Origin of the sequence: Allobranchiibius sp. CTAmp26 (assembly GCF_017565405.1) — a bacterium.
Classification (GTDB): Bacteria; Actinomycetota; Actinomycetes; order Actinomycetales; family Dermatophilaceae; genus Allobranchiibius.
This window is the reverse complement of sequence record NZ_JAGEKR010000007.1, coordinates 75,186-92,361: the sequence shown is the minus strand read 5'-3', so window position 1 is coordinate 92,361 and position 17,176 is coordinate 75,186. Positions and strand designations below refer to the sequence as shown.

The following is a 17,176-nucleotide window of genomic DNA, read 5'->3' as shown; positions in this document are numbered from 1 at the left end:
TCTCTCAGTCGACGCCGCTTACCTTGCGCGGGTGCCTTCACCCCACCGCAGCCCTCGCCTGAAGTCGGCCTCGTGGAGACCCGATCCGGTCGCCGCGAAGGTCCCCGAGATCACTGCCCTCTTCTGGGTCGTGAAGGTGCTCACCACCGGGATGGGGGAGGCCGCGGCGGACTGGCTCGGCGGCATCAGCATCGTCCTGGCGGGTCTGCTGGGCATCGGCGGTTTCGTGCTCGGCATGCGCCTGCAGCTGCGCAGCACCCGCTACCGCGCGTGGACGTACTGGTTCGCGGTCGCCATGGTCGCGTTGTTCGGCACCATGGTCGCGGACGGCCTGCACATCGTCCTGGCGCTGCCCTACACCGTGACCACGGTGGTCTACGCAGTGGCGCTCGCCGTCGTCTTCCACCGGTGGCACCGCAGTGAGGGCACCCTGTCCATCCACAGCATCACGACCAAGCGGCGTGAGACGTACTACTGGGTCACCGTGCTCCTCACCTTCGCCCTCGGCACGGCCGCCGGTGACCTGACCGCGACCACGATGCACCTCGGCTTCTTCGCCTCGGGTCTGCTGTTCGGGGCCGGGATCCTCTTGGTGCTGCTCGCGTGGCGCCTCGGCCTGGGCGCCATCGCGGCGTTCTGGACGGCGTACGTCCTCACCCGACCGCTCGGGGCGTCGTTCGCCGACTGGTTCGGCAAGCCGCATTCGTTCGGTGCGGGCCTGGGGTACGGCGACGGCGTCGTCACCGGGGTCCTCACGCTGCTCATCATCGGGCTGGTCGCCTACCTCGCGGCGAGCCGTCACGACGTGCAAGCCGGCGAGTCCGGCGACGTTGCCACCGTGCACGACCTCCCGGTGGGTCGTACGGTGCCGGAGGGCGACGCCGTCTAGTGCCGGTGTGGCCGCCGCGGTGGGTCGTTCGGTCCGGCGGCGCTGCCCGGTCATGCTGCTGGGTTCTGGCCGGGTCGTGCGGGCATGAGTCCGGGTGTGAGGTCCCAGGTGACGCCGGCGTTGGTGACGGTGGCGGTGAGCAGGTCGCGGTGCACGATGGTGTGGTGGCGTGCGCAGAGCAGTGCTGCGTTCTGGAGATTGGTCTTGCCGCCGGCCCACCATGGCGTCACATGGTGGGCGTCGCACCAGTCGGGTGGTCGGTCGCAGCCGGGGAAGGTGCAGTGCTGGTCTCGGTGGATGATCGCGGTGCGCAGGCCGCCGGTGAACAAGCGTTTGGCGCGGCCGACGTCCAAGGGTTCAGAGTCTCCACCAAGGACGGCGGGGATGAGGTCGGCGTCGCAGGCCAACCGCCGCAGGGTGGCGGCGTCGAGGTGGTCCCCGTCGGTGGTGCGGCCGATCCCGGGGAGGTATCCCGCCTGGGTGAGTTGGTCGGTCAGGGTCTGGTAGTCCAGGGTGACCAGGATCTTCGCGGTCCCACCGAACTCACCCACCGGCCGCGGTGCAGTGCCGTCCAGGACCCCTGCTGCGGTGTCGACCAGACGCACCAAGGCGTCCGCGCGGCGTTTGGCCGGAGTGCGGGTATCCCGCTCGGTCGCACTAGTGTTGGGGCCGTCGGTGTCCGTCGGGCAGGGCTGTGGTGCCGGTGCGGACAGGGCGCGCAGGGCGTGTTTGACGACGGCGGCGTGCCCGCCGGACAGTTCCGCGACGAACCGGGTCAACCCACTGGGTAGGTCGGCCCAGTACACCGATTCGCAGTCCTGCTGGCGTTCCTCGTCCCGCACGAGGTGTTCGGGGGCGTACTCACCGCGGATCCGGGTGCTGAGCTCGCGTAGGGCGCGGGGTCCGAAACTGCTCAGCGACAGGTACCGCCCCAGCAGGTCCTCCCGGTCCGCGGTCGGCAGCTGCGGGAGGATCCGGGGAACCTCCCGCAGAGCGACCGCCGCCACCGGCACGGTCGCGGACCCGGTCGCCAACGCCTCGGCTACGACCTGATTTCGCGGATCGGCACAGTCGACCCCGACGGTCCCAACCCGGCGCACCACCACGGGATCGACACCGGCAGCCTGGCGGGCGACCCAGGCCGGTGCACCGGTCGCAGTGGAATTGGCGACCGTGCCCCGGCTCAACGCGTCGGCGGTGGCCAGGGCGGCAACGTTCTCTCCCCGTGTTCCGATCTGCAGCATCGACCCGACGACCTCGCCAAGCTCGGTCTCATCCAGTTGGTACAGCGCACCGGGCCACTCATCCAACGCGGTCTTGAACTCGCCCAGCAGACCCATCAACCGGGCACCCGTGCCCGGCGCGGCGGGTGCCTGCAGGTCGCTCGTAGACTGCGCCATGGCCCCTCCTCGGCTGCTGATCCCTGGTTCGTCCTTATAGCTTGTATCATACGCGTGTTCGAACCAAGCTGCAACGGTAAATCCGACGAATACCACTGTGGGCGTGGACTATTCGAACCTGAGTTATCCACATCCCCCATGCTAGAGATGGGATTTCAGGGGGTTATCCACACGCCCCAACCACCCTCAGATCGCTGATGCTGACGGTCAGCTGGGGCGCGCGTTGAATCGGCGCAGCAGGTCGGCGAACTGCGTCACCTCGGCATCCGTCCAGTCCGCGACCCGCTCGTTGATCGCCGCGATCCGCACGGTGTCCGACTCCTGCAGGATGCGGTCGCCCTCGGCGGTCAACCGGAGCCATTGCGCCCGGCGTTCACCGGGAGCGGCTTGCCGCTCGATGAGCCCGCGCTGCTCGAGGACGGAGATCTGGCGGCTCGCGGTGGACTTGTCGATCTGCAGGTCGGCCGCCACATCGACCGCCGTCGGGTGGGGCTTGGCGGTGACCGCGGACATCAGGGTGGCCTCCGCGAACGTGATCTCCGGCACGTTCATGCTCCACTCGCGCCGCAATCTCCTTGTGAATGAACGTAATTCAGAGAGCACTATGCGCAGTGGCTCATCGCGTGACTTGCCGTCCGTGTCCATAGAGATACTATAGATACAGAAGTTGCATCTACCAACTTCAAACCCGGACAGGTGGAGGAGAACGGTGAAGGTGAGCGGACCGCAGCAGGTGGCGCCGATGAAGACGGTGCTGTCGCATGTGCTGGTGCCGATCGTGATGGGCCTGGTGATGGCGGCGGCCTACCTGGGCGGCTTCCACAAACCGGCGCCCCACAACATCCCGCTGGCCGTCGTGGGGACGACGCAGCAGGCGCAGCCGATCGCGGACGCGCTGCAGCGTGCGGTCGGTGACGCGGCGACGGTGCGTGTGCTGCCCAACGCGGCCGAGGCCACCCGCGAGATCCGGCAGCTCGACCTCTCCGGCGCCTACGTGCCCGGCGCTCACCAGGCGGTCGTCCTGACCGGGGCTGCAGCATCCGACAGCACGAAGACCGTGGTGACACAGGTGTTCTCGCCGGTCGCCATCAAGCAGGGTGTGCCGATGTCGGTGAAGGACGTGGCGCCGGTGAGCTCCGACGACCCCATCGGTCAGAACGGCTTCTTCTTCCTCGTCGCCCTCACCGTCGGTGCGTACGCGACGTCGATCGCGATCGGTGCGGCTGCTGCGACCCGGCGCTTCCGCGACCGCGTCGGCCTGGCGGCGGGTGCCGCCGTGGTGCTTTCGACGGCCGAGCTCGCCGTCGCCCACTTCGGTTACGACATGTTCGGCGGCCATCTCCCGGCGGTCTGGGGTCTGTCGATCCTCTACACCGCGGCGGTGATGTTCATCGGCGTCGGACTGCACCCGCTGGTCGGCCGGTTCAGCACGCTGCTCTACTCGGCCGTGTTCGTCGCGCTGAACTTCACGACGTCCGGGGGAGTGTTCGCGCCCGTCCTGCAGCCGGCGTTCTTCGGCTGGCTGCACCACTTCTGGATCGGTGCCGGGTTCGTGGAGGCACTGCGCCGGATCTTCTACTTCCCGGCGGTCGGCCTCGGCGGCCCGATGGCGATCCTCGTCGGGTGGTTCGTGCTCGGCATCGCGTGCCTGAGCCTCGGCCACACCGTGGAGCGGCGCCGCGCGCGTCGTACCCCGGTGAGTGCGTACGCCGACCGGCCGGCGGGCCGGCTGGACGCCGCCACCGAGGAGGAGCTGGAAGAGGATGTCGCGGTCTGAGCCTCTGACATCCCCCTGCTGATCCCCGACGCCCCGCACCAGGGGTGTCGGGATCACTGCGTCGGGATCAGTAGGTCGGTGCGGCGGGGAGTCCGAAGAGGTCTTCCTCGGTCAGGATCTGGCGCGCGTGCACGTACGCGGTCAGTGGCGTGCCGAAGTACCGGACGTGCCACGGCTCGGACTGCCAGCCGGTCACGGCGGTCTTGCCCACGGCGTTGCTGAGGACGAACCCGTAGCGCCAGGCGTTGGCCGCGATCCACCGCCCTGTCGCGGTGGTCGTGGTGCACGAGGAGTTCGTGCACGGGGCGTTGGTGAGGTCGGCGGCCAGGCCGAGCTGGTGTTCGCTGAAGCCCGGGCGGGCGACGAGGTTGTCCGCCACCTTCTGCCCGTACTGCTTCACGTCCTGGTCGTAGAGCGCGCGCTGCGAGTCGTACGAGCGGTATCCGCTGTTGACCGCCGTCGTCAGCCCCACGGCGGCCGCCCCCGCGATGAGCTGGCGGATCGCGGTCGCCGCGCTGCTGGTGAGCTGCCGGGATCCGACGGTCTGCAGGCCGGTCGGCACGTACGTCGACGGCAAGGCGTTGCGCTTGTTGGTGATGCGCCACGGGGCGCCGGACAACGATGTGGCGGAGGTGCTCGCCGAGACCGTCAGCGGCGCGTATCCCGGCGCGGTGACGACGTACGAGCTGCGCGATCCGGTCGGCTGCCAGAGGACGAGCAGGGCGTGACCGGTCACGGAGGTGCTGGACCCGATCACCGACCCGCCCGCGTGGCGCACGGTCACGACCGTCCCGGACGGCACGGTGACCCAGACGGCGGCCTTCGTCGGCAGCAGCGCGTACGGCACCGCCGCCATCGACGGGAGAGCGCTCGCCGCGCGAGCGCCCGGCGCGGAGGCCAGGAGCGCCGGGATCGCGACGAGCGCCGCGAGGAGGGACGTGCTGAGCCGACGTTTCACGACTGCTGGACCTTTCGCACAACCCGGTGATGACCGGACATCGGGCCTCGACGGAGGCCGCTACCAGAGACACGGTAGGTCCGGCCGGATCTCTGCGCCGCGTTGCGTCACCGATCGATCCGACTGCCCTCTGCCGGCCGACCCGGTTCGCAGGTTTCGCTCAGGGGCGGCTCCTAGCGTTTCAAGACGTCCGCAGTGCAGACCGAAGTGAGTCCTGATCCCACAGGGAGCCTGATCATGCATCTTTCCCGCGCCGCCGCCGTACCGGCCCTTCTCAGCGTCGCGTTGGTCGCCGGCTGCAACAACTCCAGCACCGCATCATCGTCGTCGGGCGGTGCGGCCGGCTCGTCCAGCGGCTCCTCGACCGCGTCCAGCGCGAGCTCCAGCGGCTCGAGCAGCACCACCGGTTCGTCGAGCAACGCCACCGGTTCGTCGGGCAGCGCCACCGGTGCGGCCGCGAGCTGCCCCAGCTCCAACACGCGCTCGTTCGCCAAGACCCGGTTCGTCACCGACATCGGCCTCACCGTCGGGACGTTCCACCGATGGATCTGGAAGCCGTACAAGGCCGGCACTTTCAACAAGGGTTCCCACGGCCGGATCCGGGCGATCGTCAAGGGCGCCGCGGTGGCCGGGCTGGACCTGCACCTGATGAACAACGCCAAGAAGAACGTCGAGGCCAATCCGACCCTCTGCAAGGTCCTGGCAGCGCCGATCGAGAACGCCGTCCGCGACCTCGGCGGCCTCAAGGGCAAGATCACCAGCGGGGACTTCACGTCTCTGACCAGCCTGGAGAGCACGTTGTCCGGGATCCTGACCACGGGCAACAAGCATGGACTCGGCATCACCGAATCCACCGACGAGAGCAAGGCCTCGCAGGGCTGAGGCCTTTTGAGAGTGCCGTCGACGCGGACCCTGATCGCCGGCGGGCTTCCTACCGGGCGGACCAGCCGCCGTCGAGCATCCAGGACGAGCCGGTGGCAGACCCGGCCAGCGGCGAACACAGGTAGGCCGCCAACTCGGCGACCTCGCCGGGTTCCACCAGGCGCTTGACGGCCATCTCACGGAGCATGACCTCCTCCACCACCCGTTCGGCCGGGATTCCGTGGGCCTCTGCCTGGGACGCGATCTGTTTCTCCACCAAGGGAGTTCGCACGTAACCGGGGCAGATCGTGTTCGACGTGACACCGTGCGGGGCACCCTCGAGGGCGATCACCTTCGACATGCCCTCCAGCGCATGCTTCGCGGTGACGTACGCGACCTTGTACGGCGACGCGCGTACGCCGTGCACGGACGAGATGTTCACGATGCGGCCGAACTCCTGCTCGTACATGTGTGGCAGGGCGGCGCGTGCGAGTCGGAACGGTGCTTCCACCATGAGGGCCTGGATCAGCCGGAAGCGGTCGAGGGGGAACTCGTGAACGGGCGCGACGTGCTGGATCCCGGCGTTGTTCACCAGGACGTCGGCACTCCCGGCGAGGGAGTCGGCGTCGAAGGTGGGGTCGGACAGATCCGCCTCCACCGCGCTGGCCCCGATCTCGGCGGCCACCGCTCGCGCCGCAGCGCCGTCCAGGTCGACGAGGACGACCTCAGCGCCACTCTCTGCGAATCGTCGGGCGCAGGCGGCCCCGATCCCACTGCCGCCGCCCGTGATCACGACTCGCCGTCCTGCCAGGTCCCGCTCGTTCATGTGTCTCCCTCGGATCTGGGGCGGCCGTGGAGCCGACCCCCAGATAGGTGTGGCGCGCGCCGTCGGTCAAACGGCGGCAGAGTCCGTCTCCCATGGTCGCATCGGCGGTTCAGGCGCGATCGACACCGCAGGTTCCCACCTTCGTTCCCCGGTCTGCGCAACAATCACCTCGTCATGCTCATTGCTCGACGACTGCACCGACTCGATGCCGCTAAGGGCAGCCTGAGGCGGGTCGGCTGTCCCCCCACCTGAACTGGAGCACACCGATGAAACGCGTCATCGCGATGATCATGGCCGGGCTCGGCGCTACGGGGACGCTGTTCGCCGCGGCCACCGTGCCGGCGTCGGCCGACGCCTTCGCACGCTCCGCAACGCCGACAGCCAGCGTCTCCGCGGGTATCCCCACCGTCGGGACGTTGTTCACGGGCGGATTCCCGGGACGGCACAGCTGCACGGCGAGCGTCATCGCCAGCCCGACCCACAACCTGTTGATCACGGCCGGGCACTGCGTGTCGGGCACGGCGGCCGGGTGGTTGTTCGTCCCCGACTACAACGGCGCGTCCGCGACGAGGCCGGCTCCGTACGGCGTGTGGACGGTCAAGCACGCCTACGTCGCACCCCGGTGGAAGAGCGTGCACGACACGCAGTACGACTACGCGATCCTGCAGGTCGCGGGGCAACGTCATGGCTGGCGAACGGTCCAGGTGCAGGACCTCACCGGCGGCAACACCCTTGCCACGGCCCCGCGACCCGGGACCGAGATCACCGATGTCGCCTACAACGGCGGTGCCGACCGACCCATCAGCTGCACGGTCCCGACCTACGTCACGAGCGGGTATCCCGCCTTCAACTGTGACGGTTACGTCGGCGGCAGCAGCGGCAGCCCGTGGTTGTCCGCCGTCAGCGGCAGCTCCGTGAAGGCGGTCCGCGGCGTCATCGGCGGCCTGCACCAGGGTGGCTGCTACTCCTACACGTCCTACAGCTCCAGCTTCACATCCGAGGTCTTCGCCGTGTACGACCGCGCCGTGTCCGGCTCCCGGCCGGACACCGTGACCCCCGCCGGCGGCGACGGCTGCTGACAGCCTCATCCGCAGATGGGACCTTCTGCGCAGAGTTCGAGTGGGGCGGCTGGGGCTTGAACCCAGGACCGACGGATTATGAGTCCGCTGCTCTGACCAGCTGAGCTACCGCCCCCAGCGCACGCACCCTACCCGGCGGCCTTCGAGCCCGGTCGTCCGCGCTCAGGGACCGTACGGCGTTCGCCCAGGGGTTCGTGAGTGAGGCCTGTCACGCTCACTCGGGCGCAACCGGCGGCATCCCGGCGAACCACCGCGAACCTGAGAGCGGCCGAAAGGTTCGGTGGTTATCGTGCCCAAGGCTCTCGCCATTGCTCATCGACCTCTGCCAGGAAGTACCTCATTCATGTTCTCCCGCCCGCGACTTCGCGGACAGCTCGATGACCTGCTGCCGACGGCGGTGGGCCGCCGATGAGTGACGACGACCGTCAGGGCCCCGGCGCGCGGTTGCCTCGGCAGCGCCCCCGCGGCGAGTCAGCGGGCGGCCCAGGCGGCACCCCGCAGGACGGCGCACGGCCGGATCCTCGCCGGGGCGACGCCCGGCCGGCAGGAGCGACCGGCAACCGTTCGGCGGCGGCCGAGCGGGCGGCGCTGCGCCGAACCCACCTGCGGCGGCGCATCCTGCTCGGTCTGGCCGCGGTCATGGTCGTGATCGTGGCGGCCGGGGCACTGATCGTGCACCACTTGAACGGCAACATCCGCACGGTCGCGATCCCCAAGGGCATCGTCGGCACCGAGTCCACCGACGCCAAGGGCCGCGCGCCGATCAACATCCTCGTCATGGGCTCGGACACCCGGGGCAGCTCGGCCGACTGTGCGATCGGGGGCGACTGCAAGGCGTCGACGAGTACGGCGACGGGCAAGGGGGCCACCTCACTCTCGGCGAACGCCGACGTCGAGATGCTCGTGCACATCTCCGCCGACCGCACCAACGCCTCGATCACGAGCATTCCGCGGGACACCGTGGTCGACATCCCGCAATGCACGGACCCGGCGACCGGGCGGGCGGTCGCCCCGCATCGTGAGCGCGTCAACAGCACGCTGCAGTACGGACCGACCTGCACGCTCCAGACGGTGCACAACCTCACCGGCGTACCCATCGACCACTTCGCGGTCATCGACTTCGCGGGTGTCGTCACCATGTCCGACGCGGTCGGCGGCGTGAACGCCTGCGTCAACGAGAACGTCTACGACACCTACTCGCACCTGAAGCTCAAGAAGGGCTCGCACACCCTCAAGGGCAAGTCCGCCCTGGAGTTCCTGCGCACCCGGCACGGCTTCGGCGACGGCGGCGACATCGGTCGCACCGTGGCCCAGCACCTCTTCCTGTCCGCGATGCTGCGCCAGTTCGAGAGTGCCTCGACGCTCGCCAACCCGGTGCGCCTCTACGACCTGGCGGACGCCGCGACCAAGGCGGTCACCGTCGACGACGGCCTGGGCGACATCGGCAAGCTGACCGGCATGGCCAAGGAGCTGAACAAGATCCCTGGCAAGCGCATCACCTTCACCACGATGCCGACCGTTCCCAACCCGCAGAATCCCAACGAGGTCGTGCCGGCCAGCAACGCGGCCGCCCTCTTCGCCAAGATCAAGGCGGACACCTCCCTCACCGCGTCCCCGAAGAAGAAGTCCTCCGGCGCGAGCTCGTCGTCGCCAGGGTCGTCCTCCAGCACGACCCCGACCCCGAGCGGGAGCACGACGCCGACCACCGGCGCCACCGGCAGCGGGACCGGCACGGACTACGCGACCACGGTCGACAAGGCCGTGGGCTGTGCCCAGGTCGCACAGGTGCCGACCGTGCAGATCAACGGCGTCGCGATGACGCCGGCGCAGGCGTACGCCGCATCGCCGAACGTGCCCGATTCCGCGAACTGACCCGGGTGGACTGACCCGACGTTAAACCTGGTGCTCGTGTGACGAATGGGGCACAATGAGCGGCAATTGAATCAGCAGTACGCCGCGCACGCCGTCGGCTCGTTTCACCGGTAGGTCGTTGGGGAAGACGTCCCTCATGGTGAAGGAGGCTCGGATGTCCGTGGCAGGTAGTCGCGCCATCGCGCGCGGGGTTGTGTTCATCCACTCGGCCCCCACCGCGTTGTGCCCGCACATCGCCTGGGCGCTGGAGAGCGTGCTGGGCCAGTCCGTTGCGCTCGAATGGACCGCGCAGCCGGTCGCGTCCGGCATGGTGCGCACCGAGCTGTCCTGGATGGCCGAGCCGGGCACCGGCGCCCGCCTGGCCAGCACACTGCGGGGCTGGGACCACGTGCGATACGAGGTCACCGAGGAAGCCAGCTCCGGAGTCGACGGTTCACGATGGGCGCACACCCCGAATCTCGGGATCCACCACACGTGGACCTCGACGTCGGGGGACGCGGTCATCCACGAGGACCGGCTGCGGTCGGCGCTCGCGGAGTGCGGGGGAGACCCCGAGGTGTTCCGCGCCGAGATGGCCGAGCTGCTCGGGACCGCGTGGGACAAGGAGCTGGAGCCGTTCCGGTACGCCGGCGACGGCGCCACCGTGCGGTGGTTGCACCGGGTGTCCTGACTCGGCCTCTGCCCATCGGGGGGGTAGCGAAACGGTCGAGGGGTGGCGATATATCGCCACCCCTCGACCGTTTGCATACCCCCCGATGAGGGGCGGGCACATCAGAGCGGGATGTTGCCGTGCTCGCCGCGTCGCTGGGGCGCCGCCGCGATGGCGGTGGCGAGCGCACTGCGGGTCGTGGTCGGCTCGATGACCTCGTCGACCACGCCGATCTCGACGGCGCGCGGCAGACCGCCCGCGAGGACGGCGTGCTCCTCGGCCAGTTCGTTCTCGACGGTCACGCGTTCGGCCGGGTCGACCTCCGCGAGCCGGCGCCGGTGCAGGATCCGCACGGCGGCCACGTGGCCCATCACCGCGACCTCGGCCGTCGGCCAGGCGAAGACCCGGGTCGCGCCCAGGGAGCGGGAGTTCATGGCGATGTACGCACCGCCGTACGTCTTGCGCGTCACGAGAGTCACCCGGGGCACGACGGCCTCGGCGAACGCGTGCAGCAGCTTCGCGCCGCGGCGTACGACGCCGTCCCACTCCTGACCCACGCCCGGCAGGTAGCCCGGCACGTCGACGAGCACCACGAGGGGGATCCCGAACGCGTCGCACATCCGCACGAAGCGGCTGGCCTTCTCCGCGGATGTCGCGTCGAGGCAGCCGCCGAGCCGTAGCGGGTTGTTGGCGATGACACCGATGGTGCGGCCCCCGAGGCGACCGAGCGTGGTCACGATGGACGGTGCCCAGCGGGGGTGCAGCTCGACGCAGTCCTCGACGTCGTCGACCACGTCGGCGATCAGCGGGTGCACGTCGTACGCGCGCTTGGCCGACTCGGGGAAGGTCGCCGCGAGGTCGCGGTCCTGCACCGAGGACACGTCCATCCGACCCTGGTCGGAGAGCAGGCTGACCATCTGCCGGCCGCGGTCGTACGCCTCCTCGGTGGTCGCGGTCGCCACATGCACGACGCCGGAGCGGCGGCCGTGCGGTTCGGCCCCGCCGAGCCGGGCGGCGGTGACGTTCTCACCCGTCACCGAACGCACCACGTCCGGTCCGGTCACGAAGATCAGCCCGTCCGGGCCGAGGATGACGATGTCGGTCAGGGCCGGGCCGTACGCCGCGCCACCGGCCGCCGCACCGAGCACCACGGAGATCTGCGGGATCTTGCCCGAGGCGCGGGTCATGATCGCGAACATCTCGCCCATCCCGTTGAGGGAGACCACGCCGTCGGCCAGCCGCGCGCCACCGGAGTGCCACAGGCCCACGATCGGCGAATCGTCCGCGAGCGCACGCTCGTACGCCTCCACGATCACGCCGCAGCCCTCAGCGCCCAGCGCCCCGCCCTGGATGCGCGGGTCGGCGGCGAAGACCACCGTAGGGACGCCGCGCACGGTGCCGGTGGCGGCCAGCATGCCGCTGCGGTCCTGTGCCGAGATCAGGTGCAGCGAGCCGTCGTCCAGGAAGGTCGTGAGCCGGGTCAGGGGGTCGCGCGGGTCCGCTTCCTCGACGGGGGCAGGAGCGGGTGCGTGGTCGGTGGACGTCATCAGATGCTCTTCACTGTCAGGGCCACGTTGTGGCCGCCGAATCCGAAGGAGTTGTTGAGGGCGGCGATGTCGCCGTCCGGCAGCTTGCGGTGTTCACCGCGTACGACGTCGAGCGAGATCTCCGGGTCGAGGTTGTCCACGTTGGTGGTCGCCGGGACGATCCGGTGGTAGAGGCTCAGCACCGTGATCAGGCCCTCGAGCGCGCCGGCTGCACCGAGCAGGTGGCCGGTCATCGACTTGGTCGCCGTGATCGAGATGTCGTCGGTCGCGTCGCCGAATGCCCTTCGGATGGCGTTGGATTCGGCGATGTCGCCCACCGGTGTAGAGGTGGCGTGGGCGTTGATGTGCATGATGTCGCGCGTCGAGAGATCGGCGCGCTCCACGGCCTCGAGCATCGCTCTGGACGCGCCCGCGCCCTCGGGCTCGGGGGCGGTGATATGGAAGGCGTCGGCCGACATTCCGATGCTCGCCAGCTCCGCGTAGATGCGGGCGCCGCGGGCGGTGGCGTGCTCGTAGGACTCCAGCACCAGGACGCCGGCGCCCTCGCCGATCACGAAACCGTCGCGGTCCACGTCGTACGGACGGGAGGCGTGGGTCGGGTCGTCGTTGCGGGGCGACAGGGCGCGCATCGCGGCGAAGCCGGCCATCGGGAGCGGGTGGATCGCGGCTTCGGTGCCGCCTGCGACGACGACGTCCGCGCGCCCGTCGCGGATCATCGCGGCGGCGTATCCCATGGCCTCGGCTCCGGAGGCGCACGCGGACACGGTGGTGTGGGCGCCGGCGCGACCGCCGAGCTCCAGGGACACGTTGCCGGATGCGGTGTTGGGCATGAGCATCGGGACCGTGAGGGGATAGATCCGGCGGGGACCCTTCTCCTTCAGCACGTCGTACTGGTCCAGCAGGGTGTGCACGCCGCCGATGCCGGTGCCGATGGCGACGCCGAGCCGCTCGGGGTCGACCTCGGGGGCACCCGCGTCTGCCCAGGCCTCGCGGGAGGCGATCATCGCGTACTGCGCCGACGGGTCCATCCGGCGGATCTCGACCTTCTTGAGCACCTCGGACGGGTGCTGCTTGATGGTCGCGGCGAAGGTGACGGGGAGGTCGTAGCGGTCCAGCCATTCCTGCGGCAGCGCGCGCGCGCCCGACTCGCCGGCGAGCAGCGCCTCCCAGGTCTGCGTCATGGTGCCACCCAGGGGAGTGGTCGCACCGAGTCCGGTGACGACGATGCGCCGGTCTGCGGTCATGGGATGAAACTCCTTGAAGGTCAGTGCTGCTCGAAAGCCGCTCGAAGGGTGCGACCGGTCCGGGTGGCCCGTCGACGACGGGCCACCCGGAAGGTCGTGGGTCAGCCCTGGGCGGTCTGGATGTACTTCACGGCGTCGCCGACGGTGGTGAGGTTCTTGACCTCGTCGTCGGGGATGGTCACGCCGAACTTCTCCTCGGCGTTGACCACGATCGTCATCATCGACAGCGAGTCGATGTCGAGGTCCTCGGTGAAGGACTTGTCCGGCTGTACGTCGGCCGCGTCCACCCCGGTCTCCTCGTTGACGATCTCGGCGAGTCCGGACAGGACCTGCTGCTCGTCTTGCGCCATGCTGTTCTCCTTTGATTTGGCTGTGCTACAACGGTTTTCATCTGGGCTGACCCGGATTTCCCGCCGAGCCTCGGGTGTCTGTTGGTACCTGTGGGCGGCCTAGGGCAGCCGGACGACCTGTGCGGCGTACGCCAGGCCGGCGCCGAAGCCGATCTGCAGGGCGAGTCCGCCCCGCGGCACCTCCTGCTCGCGCAGCATCCGTTCGATGGCCAGCGGGATCGAGGCCGCGGAGGTGTTGCCGGTCTCAGCGATGTCGCGCGCCACCGGGATGTCCGCGGGCAGCTTGAGCTGCTTGATCATCGCGTCGGTGATGCGCATGTTGGCCTGGTGCGGGATGAACGCGTCCAGGTCGGCGGCGGTGATGCCCGCTGCCTCGATGGCCTGCTGGGCGACCGGTGCCATCGACCAGACGGCCCACCGGAAGACGGTCTGGCCGGCCATCTTCAGCGTCGAGGCTTCCGTGGCGTCGATCGCACCGGCGGCGACCCAGTCGGCCGGCTTGCCGGTGGCGGCCTCCTCCTCCTGCAGCGCGACGATCTTGTCCCACGGGACGCGCTGCGAGATGGCTTCCCACTTCTCCCCGTCCGAGCCCCACACGGTCGGGCCGATGCCCGGGGTGTCCGACGGGCCGATCACCGCGGCGCCCGCCCCGTCGGCGAAGATGAACGCCGAGCCGCGGTCGCGTTTGTCGGTGATGTCGGAGAGCTTCTCCACGCCGACCACCAGGACGTACTCGGCGCTTCCGCCGCGCACCATGTCCGAGGCGAGCGAGATGCCGTGGCAGTAGCCGGCGCACGCGGCCGAGATGTCGAAGGCGGCCGCGTCCTTCGCGCCGAGACGAGTGGCGAGGATCGGTGCGGCGGCGGGTGTCTGCATGGTGTGGGTCACGGTCGCGACGATGACCGCGCTCAGCCGGTCCGCGGTGATGCCGGCCATCTCCAGTGCCGGACCGGCGGCATGCTCCGCCATGTCGATGACCGTCTCCTCCCCGGCGGCCCAGCGGCGGGAGACGATGCCGGTCCGCTCGCGGATCCAGGCGTCGGTGGAGTCGATCCAGGTGCAGACCTCGTCGTTGGTGACGACCCGCTCGGGGCGGTAGCCGCCGACGCCGAGCATCCCGGCGTACCGCGCACCGACCGGCGCCTGCAGCGTGCCGGTGCCCTTGGCGACGGTGCTCATCGGGAGGACTCCGTCGGGTGCAGACGCAGCAGGGGTTGACCGGGCGCGACCGGGTCGCCGTCCTCGGCCAGCCATTCGACGACCTGACCGCCGTGCGGCGAGAGCACCGGGTGGCTGTCACGCAGGGTCGAGACCTGCGCGATCGTGTCGCCGGGGTGCACGGTCGTGCCGACCGCGCTGGTGTCGAGCGACACGGTGCCCTTGCTGGGGGAGATCACGAGTCGCCAGGACGGCGCGATGCCACCGTCGTGGGGTTCGCCGTGCTCACCGACCATCCGGATCGCCTTGTCGATGTCGTCGGGGGTCTTCAGCGCGAGCGTCTCGACACCCGGCATCCCTCGCTTGGCCAGGCCGACGAGCGTGCCCGCCGGCGGGATCTCGATGAGTCCGGTGACGCCCATCGACGCCAACGTGTCCATGGTGAGGTCCCAGCGGACGGGGTTGCGCACCTGGGACACGATCCGGCCGAGCACCTCGCGGCCCTGGTGCACGACCTGGCCGTCCTTGTTGCTCACCAACGGGATTCGTGAGTCGTGCGTCGAGATCGCGCTGGCGAGGTGCGCCAGGCGGTCGACGGCCGAGGCCATGTGCTGGGTGTGGAACGCGCCTGCGACCTGCAGCGGCATCACGCGCGCCTTAGCGGGCGGTGCGGCCTTGAGCTCGCCGAGCTGCTCGAGGGTGCCTGCAGCGACGACCTGGCCCGCGGCGTTGATGTTCGCGGCGGTCAGTCCGTGCTGGTCGAGCGACGCGCGCACCTCGTCCGGGTCACCCCCGAGGACCGCACTCATGCCGGTCGGTCGTACGGCGCTGGCCTGCGCCATCGCGGCACCACGCTCGCGGACGAAGACCATCGCCTGCTCCGCGGAGAGGACGCCGGCCGCCGCGGCGGCGGTGATCTCGCCGACCGAGTGCCCGGCACCCGCGCCGACCAGGCGGAAACCGTCGGCGGGGTGCTCGAAGAGCGCGAGCAGCGACAGCAGCCCGGACCCCACGATCAGCGGCTGGGCGACCGCGGTGTCCTTGATGGTCTCGGCGTCGGAGGTGGTCCCGTGCGCCACCAGGTCCATCCCGGCCACCGCGGAGAGCCACGCGAGCCGTTCGGGGAACCCGGGCACCTCCAGCCATGGGGCGAGGAAACCTGGGGTCTGCGAGCCTTGTCCGGGGCACACGATCGCTAGCACCCGTTCATCGTGCCGCGACAGGCGCCGGGCGCCTGGGTGCCCATCGGACCAAGTTGACCGGCTGGTTTTAGAGGATTGCTACAAATCCGGCAGGTGCGAGATCGCCAGGGCGAGCCGGACCGTGAAGGCCTCGCGTGGCCTGGTGAGGTCGCAGTCGGTCAGGTCGTGGATCCGTCCGAGGCGGTAGCGCACCGTGTTGGGGTGCACGAAGAGCAGCCGGGCCGTGGCCTCCAGGCTGCCCTGATCGAGGTAGGCGGTGGCCGTCTCGTACAACGCCGGGTGGTCGGCCATGGTGCGCGCCACCTTGTCGACGAGCCGTCGGCGTGCGCGGGTGTCGCCGGCCAGCGCGCGCTCGGGTAGCAGCTCGTCCGCGAGGCACGGGCGCGGAGCCTCGGGCCACGCCGGTGCCGCGCCCTGGCCGGCGAGTGCGGCGCGCGCACTGCGCCCGGCGGCGTACAGATGCGGCACCTTGGGTCCGATCACGACCGGGCCGTCGGCCCATTGCGAGGTGATCGCGCTGACAGCGGCGAGGACATCGTCCACCCCACCGATGATCGCGATGAGCCGTCGCCGCTGGACCGCGGCGAGGAGTGGCAGATCGCGTCGCAGCGCCTCTCGGCGTAACGAATCCACTGTCTCGGCACCGGGACCGGCCGGCGCGGTGCCGACGACGACGACGATGTCATGCACCTCGTCCCAGCCGAGGGCGGACACCCGGGAGGCCAGCGACTCATCCGCCTCGCCGCGCAGGATCGCATCGACCACGAGGGACTCCAGGCGCGCGTCCCAGGCGCCGCGGGACTCCGCCGCGGCGGCGTAGACCTGTGCCGCGCCGAACGCGATCTCCCGGGAGTAGGTGAGGACGGCCTCGCGCAGCCGGATCTCCTCACCCGGTGCCGCGAGCACGCCGACATGCTGCTCGACCACGTCGATCACGGTGCGGACCAGGTCGAGGGTCTGCCGCAGCGTGACGGTGCGCATCAGGTCGCGCGGCGCGCTGCCGAAGACGTCGGTGGCCACCGACGGCGCCTCGGACTGGTCGCTGTGCCAGGAGATGAACGCCGCGATGCCCGCCTGGGCGACCAGTCCCACCCACGACCGGTCGGACGCCGACAACTCCTGGTACCACTGGTAGGACGCCTCCATCTGGTGCACGGCGGCGGTCGACAGTTCGCCCGCGTGCTGCTCCAGGCGACGGTGTGTGGGGGTGCTCACTCCTCCAGGGTATTTGTATGACCTCGATAACAGGGCGCGATAGGTCCCCACCGGGCGGTGGGGGGCCGGTTTGCCCGCCGTTCACGACCTCGACACGGGAGCGGCATGTCGCTTCCACCAGCACGTCGTACGCGGGTGATCGCGTGGGG

Annotated in this window: 16 protein-coding genes and 1 tRNA gene; 6 read left to right on the top strand and 11 right to left on the bottom strand. The window is 69.9% G+C overall.

What is annotated here, in order from left to right; all coding sequences use genetic code 11:
* Positions 1–31: 31 nt before the first annotated feature.
* Entirely contained in the window at positions 32–889 is an 858-nt protein-coding gene (locus J4030_RS05345) for a hypothetical protein (RefSeq protein ID WP_208048180.1), read from the top strand.
* Positions 890–939: 50 nt separating this feature from the next.
* On the opposite strand, the gene J4030_RS05340 is transcribed toward J4030_RS05345, so the two are convergent.
* Together J4030_RS05340 and J4030_RS05335 are read right to left on the bottom strand one after the other, a co-directional pair.
* The gene (locus J4030_RS05340; protein WP_208048179.1) at positions 940–2,289 is read right to left on the bottom strand and encodes an HNH endonuclease signature motif containing protein; all 1,350 of its coding nucleotides are present in this window, start codon (positions 2,287–2,289) and stop codon (positions 940–942) included.
* Positions 2,290–2,496: 207 nt separating this feature from the next.
* Positions 2,497–2,841 carry a MarR family winged helix-turn-helix transcriptional regulator gene (locus J4030_RS05335; protein WP_208048178.1) on the bottom strand — a complete coding sequence of 115 codons (345 nt, stop codon included), beginning with the start codon at positions 2,839–2,841 and terminating at the stop codon, positions 2,497–2,499.
* A gap of 163 nt (positions 2,842–3,004) precedes the next feature.
* On the opposite strand from J4030_RS05335, the gene J4030_RS05330 reads away from it, so the two are divergent.
* Positions 3,005–4,066, top strand: a complete 1,062-nt coding sequence (locus tag J4030_RS05330) for a hypothetical protein (protein ID WP_307864572.1) — start codon at positions 3,005–3,007, stop codon at positions 4,064–4,066.
* Between the two features lie 67 nt (positions 4,067–4,133).
* On the opposite strand, the gene J4030_RS05325 is transcribed toward J4030_RS05330, so the two are convergent.
* Positions 4,134–5,024 carry a M15 family metallopeptidase gene (locus J4030_RS05325; RefSeq protein WP_208048177.1) on the bottom strand — a complete coding sequence of 297 codons (891 nt, stop codon included), beginning with the start codon at positions 5,022–5,024 and terminating at the stop codon, positions 4,134–4,136.
* A 237-nt stretch (positions 5,025–5,261) separates the two neighbouring features.
* On the opposite strand from J4030_RS05325, the gene J4030_RS05320 reads away from it, so the two are divergent.
* Entirely contained in the window at positions 5,262–5,906 is a 645-nt protein-coding gene (locus tag J4030_RS05320; protein WP_208048176.1) for a hypothetical protein, read from the top strand.
* Positions 5,907–5,955: 49 nt separating this feature from the next.
* Here J4030_RS05320 and J4030_RS05315 read toward each other — a convergent pair whose 3' ends face one another.
* The gene (locus J4030_RS05315; protein WP_208048175.1) at positions 5,956–6,711 is read right to left on the bottom strand and encodes a 3-hydroxybutyrate dehydrogenase; all 756 of its coding nucleotides are present in this window, start codon (positions 6,709–6,711) and stop codon (positions 5,956–5,958) included.
* A 266-nt stretch (positions 6,712–6,977) separates the two neighbouring features.
* On the opposite strand from J4030_RS05315, the gene J4030_RS05310 reads away from it, so the two are divergent.
* Entirely contained in the window at positions 6,978–7,790 is an 813-nt protein-coding gene (locus J4030_RS05310; protein WP_208048174.1) for a serine protease, read from the top strand.
* Between the two features lie 41 nt (positions 7,791–7,831).
* Here the strand turns inward: J4030_RS05310 and J4030_RS05305 are convergent.
* Positions 7,832–7,905, bottom strand: a tRNA-Ile gene (locus J4030_RS05305).
* A gap of 293 nt (positions 7,906–8,198) precedes the next feature.
* Between J4030_RS05305 and J4030_RS05300 the strand changes: the two genes are divergently transcribed.
* Both J4030_RS05300 and J4030_RS05295 read left to right on the top strand, forming a co-directional pair.
* Positions 8,199–9,662 carry an LCP family protein gene (locus J4030_RS05300; protein WP_208048173.1) on the top strand — a complete coding sequence of 488 codons (1,464 nt, stop codon included), beginning with the start codon at positions 8,199–8,201 and terminating at the stop codon, positions 9,660–9,662.
* A gap of 154 nt (positions 9,663–9,816) precedes the next feature.
* A complete protein-coding gene (locus J4030_RS05295) occupies positions 9,817–10,332 on the top strand; it encodes a DUF3145 domain-containing protein (protein WP_208048172.1) in 516 nt (171 codons plus the stop codon).
* 101 nt (positions 10,333–10,433) lie between these two features.
* Here the strand turns inward: J4030_RS05295 and J4030_RS05290 are convergent, their stop codons facing one another.
* From J4030_RS05290 to J4030_RS05265, 6 genes are all read right to left on the bottom strand, one after another.
* A complete protein-coding gene (locus tag J4030_RS05290; RefSeq protein ID WP_208048171.1) occupies positions 10,434–11,858 on the bottom strand; it encodes an acyl-CoA carboxylase subunit beta in 1,425 nt (474 codons plus the stop codon).
* Positions 11,858–13,102 carry a beta-ketoacyl-ACP synthase II gene (fabF, locus tag J4030_RS05285; RefSeq protein ID WP_208048170.1) on the bottom strand — a complete coding sequence of 415 codons (1,245 nt, stop codon included), beginning with the start codon at positions 13,100–13,102 and terminating at the stop codon, positions 11,858–11,860. The genes J4030_RS05290 and fabF overlap by 1 nt, the downstream gene beginning before the upstream one ends.
* 101 nt (positions 13,103–13,203) lie before the next feature.
* Positions 13,204–13,452, bottom strand: coding sequence for an acyl carrier protein (locus tag J4030_RS05280; protein ID WP_179480165.1), 249 nt, complete (start codon positions 13,450–13,452; stop codon positions 13,204–13,206).
* 99 nt (positions 13,453–13,551) lie between these two features.
* Entirely contained in the window at positions 13,552–14,631 is a 1,080-nt protein-coding gene (locus J4030_RS05275) for a beta-ketoacyl-ACP synthase III (protein WP_208048169.1), read from the bottom strand.
* Positions 14,628–15,812 (bottom strand): acyltransferase domain-containing protein, encoded by a 1,185-nt coding sequence (locus J4030_RS05270; RefSeq protein WP_208048168.1) that lies wholly within the window; start codon positions 15,810–15,812, stop codon positions 14,628–14,630. Before J4030_RS05270 ends, J4030_RS05275 begins: the two co-directional genes overlap by 4 nt.
* 78 nt (positions 15,813–15,890) lie before the next feature.
* Entirely contained in the window at positions 15,891–17,027 is a 1,137-nt protein-coding gene (locus J4030_RS05265; RefSeq protein ID WP_307864571.1) for a helix-turn-helix domain-containing protein, read from the bottom strand.
* Positions 17,028–17,176: the final 149 nt, after the last annotated feature.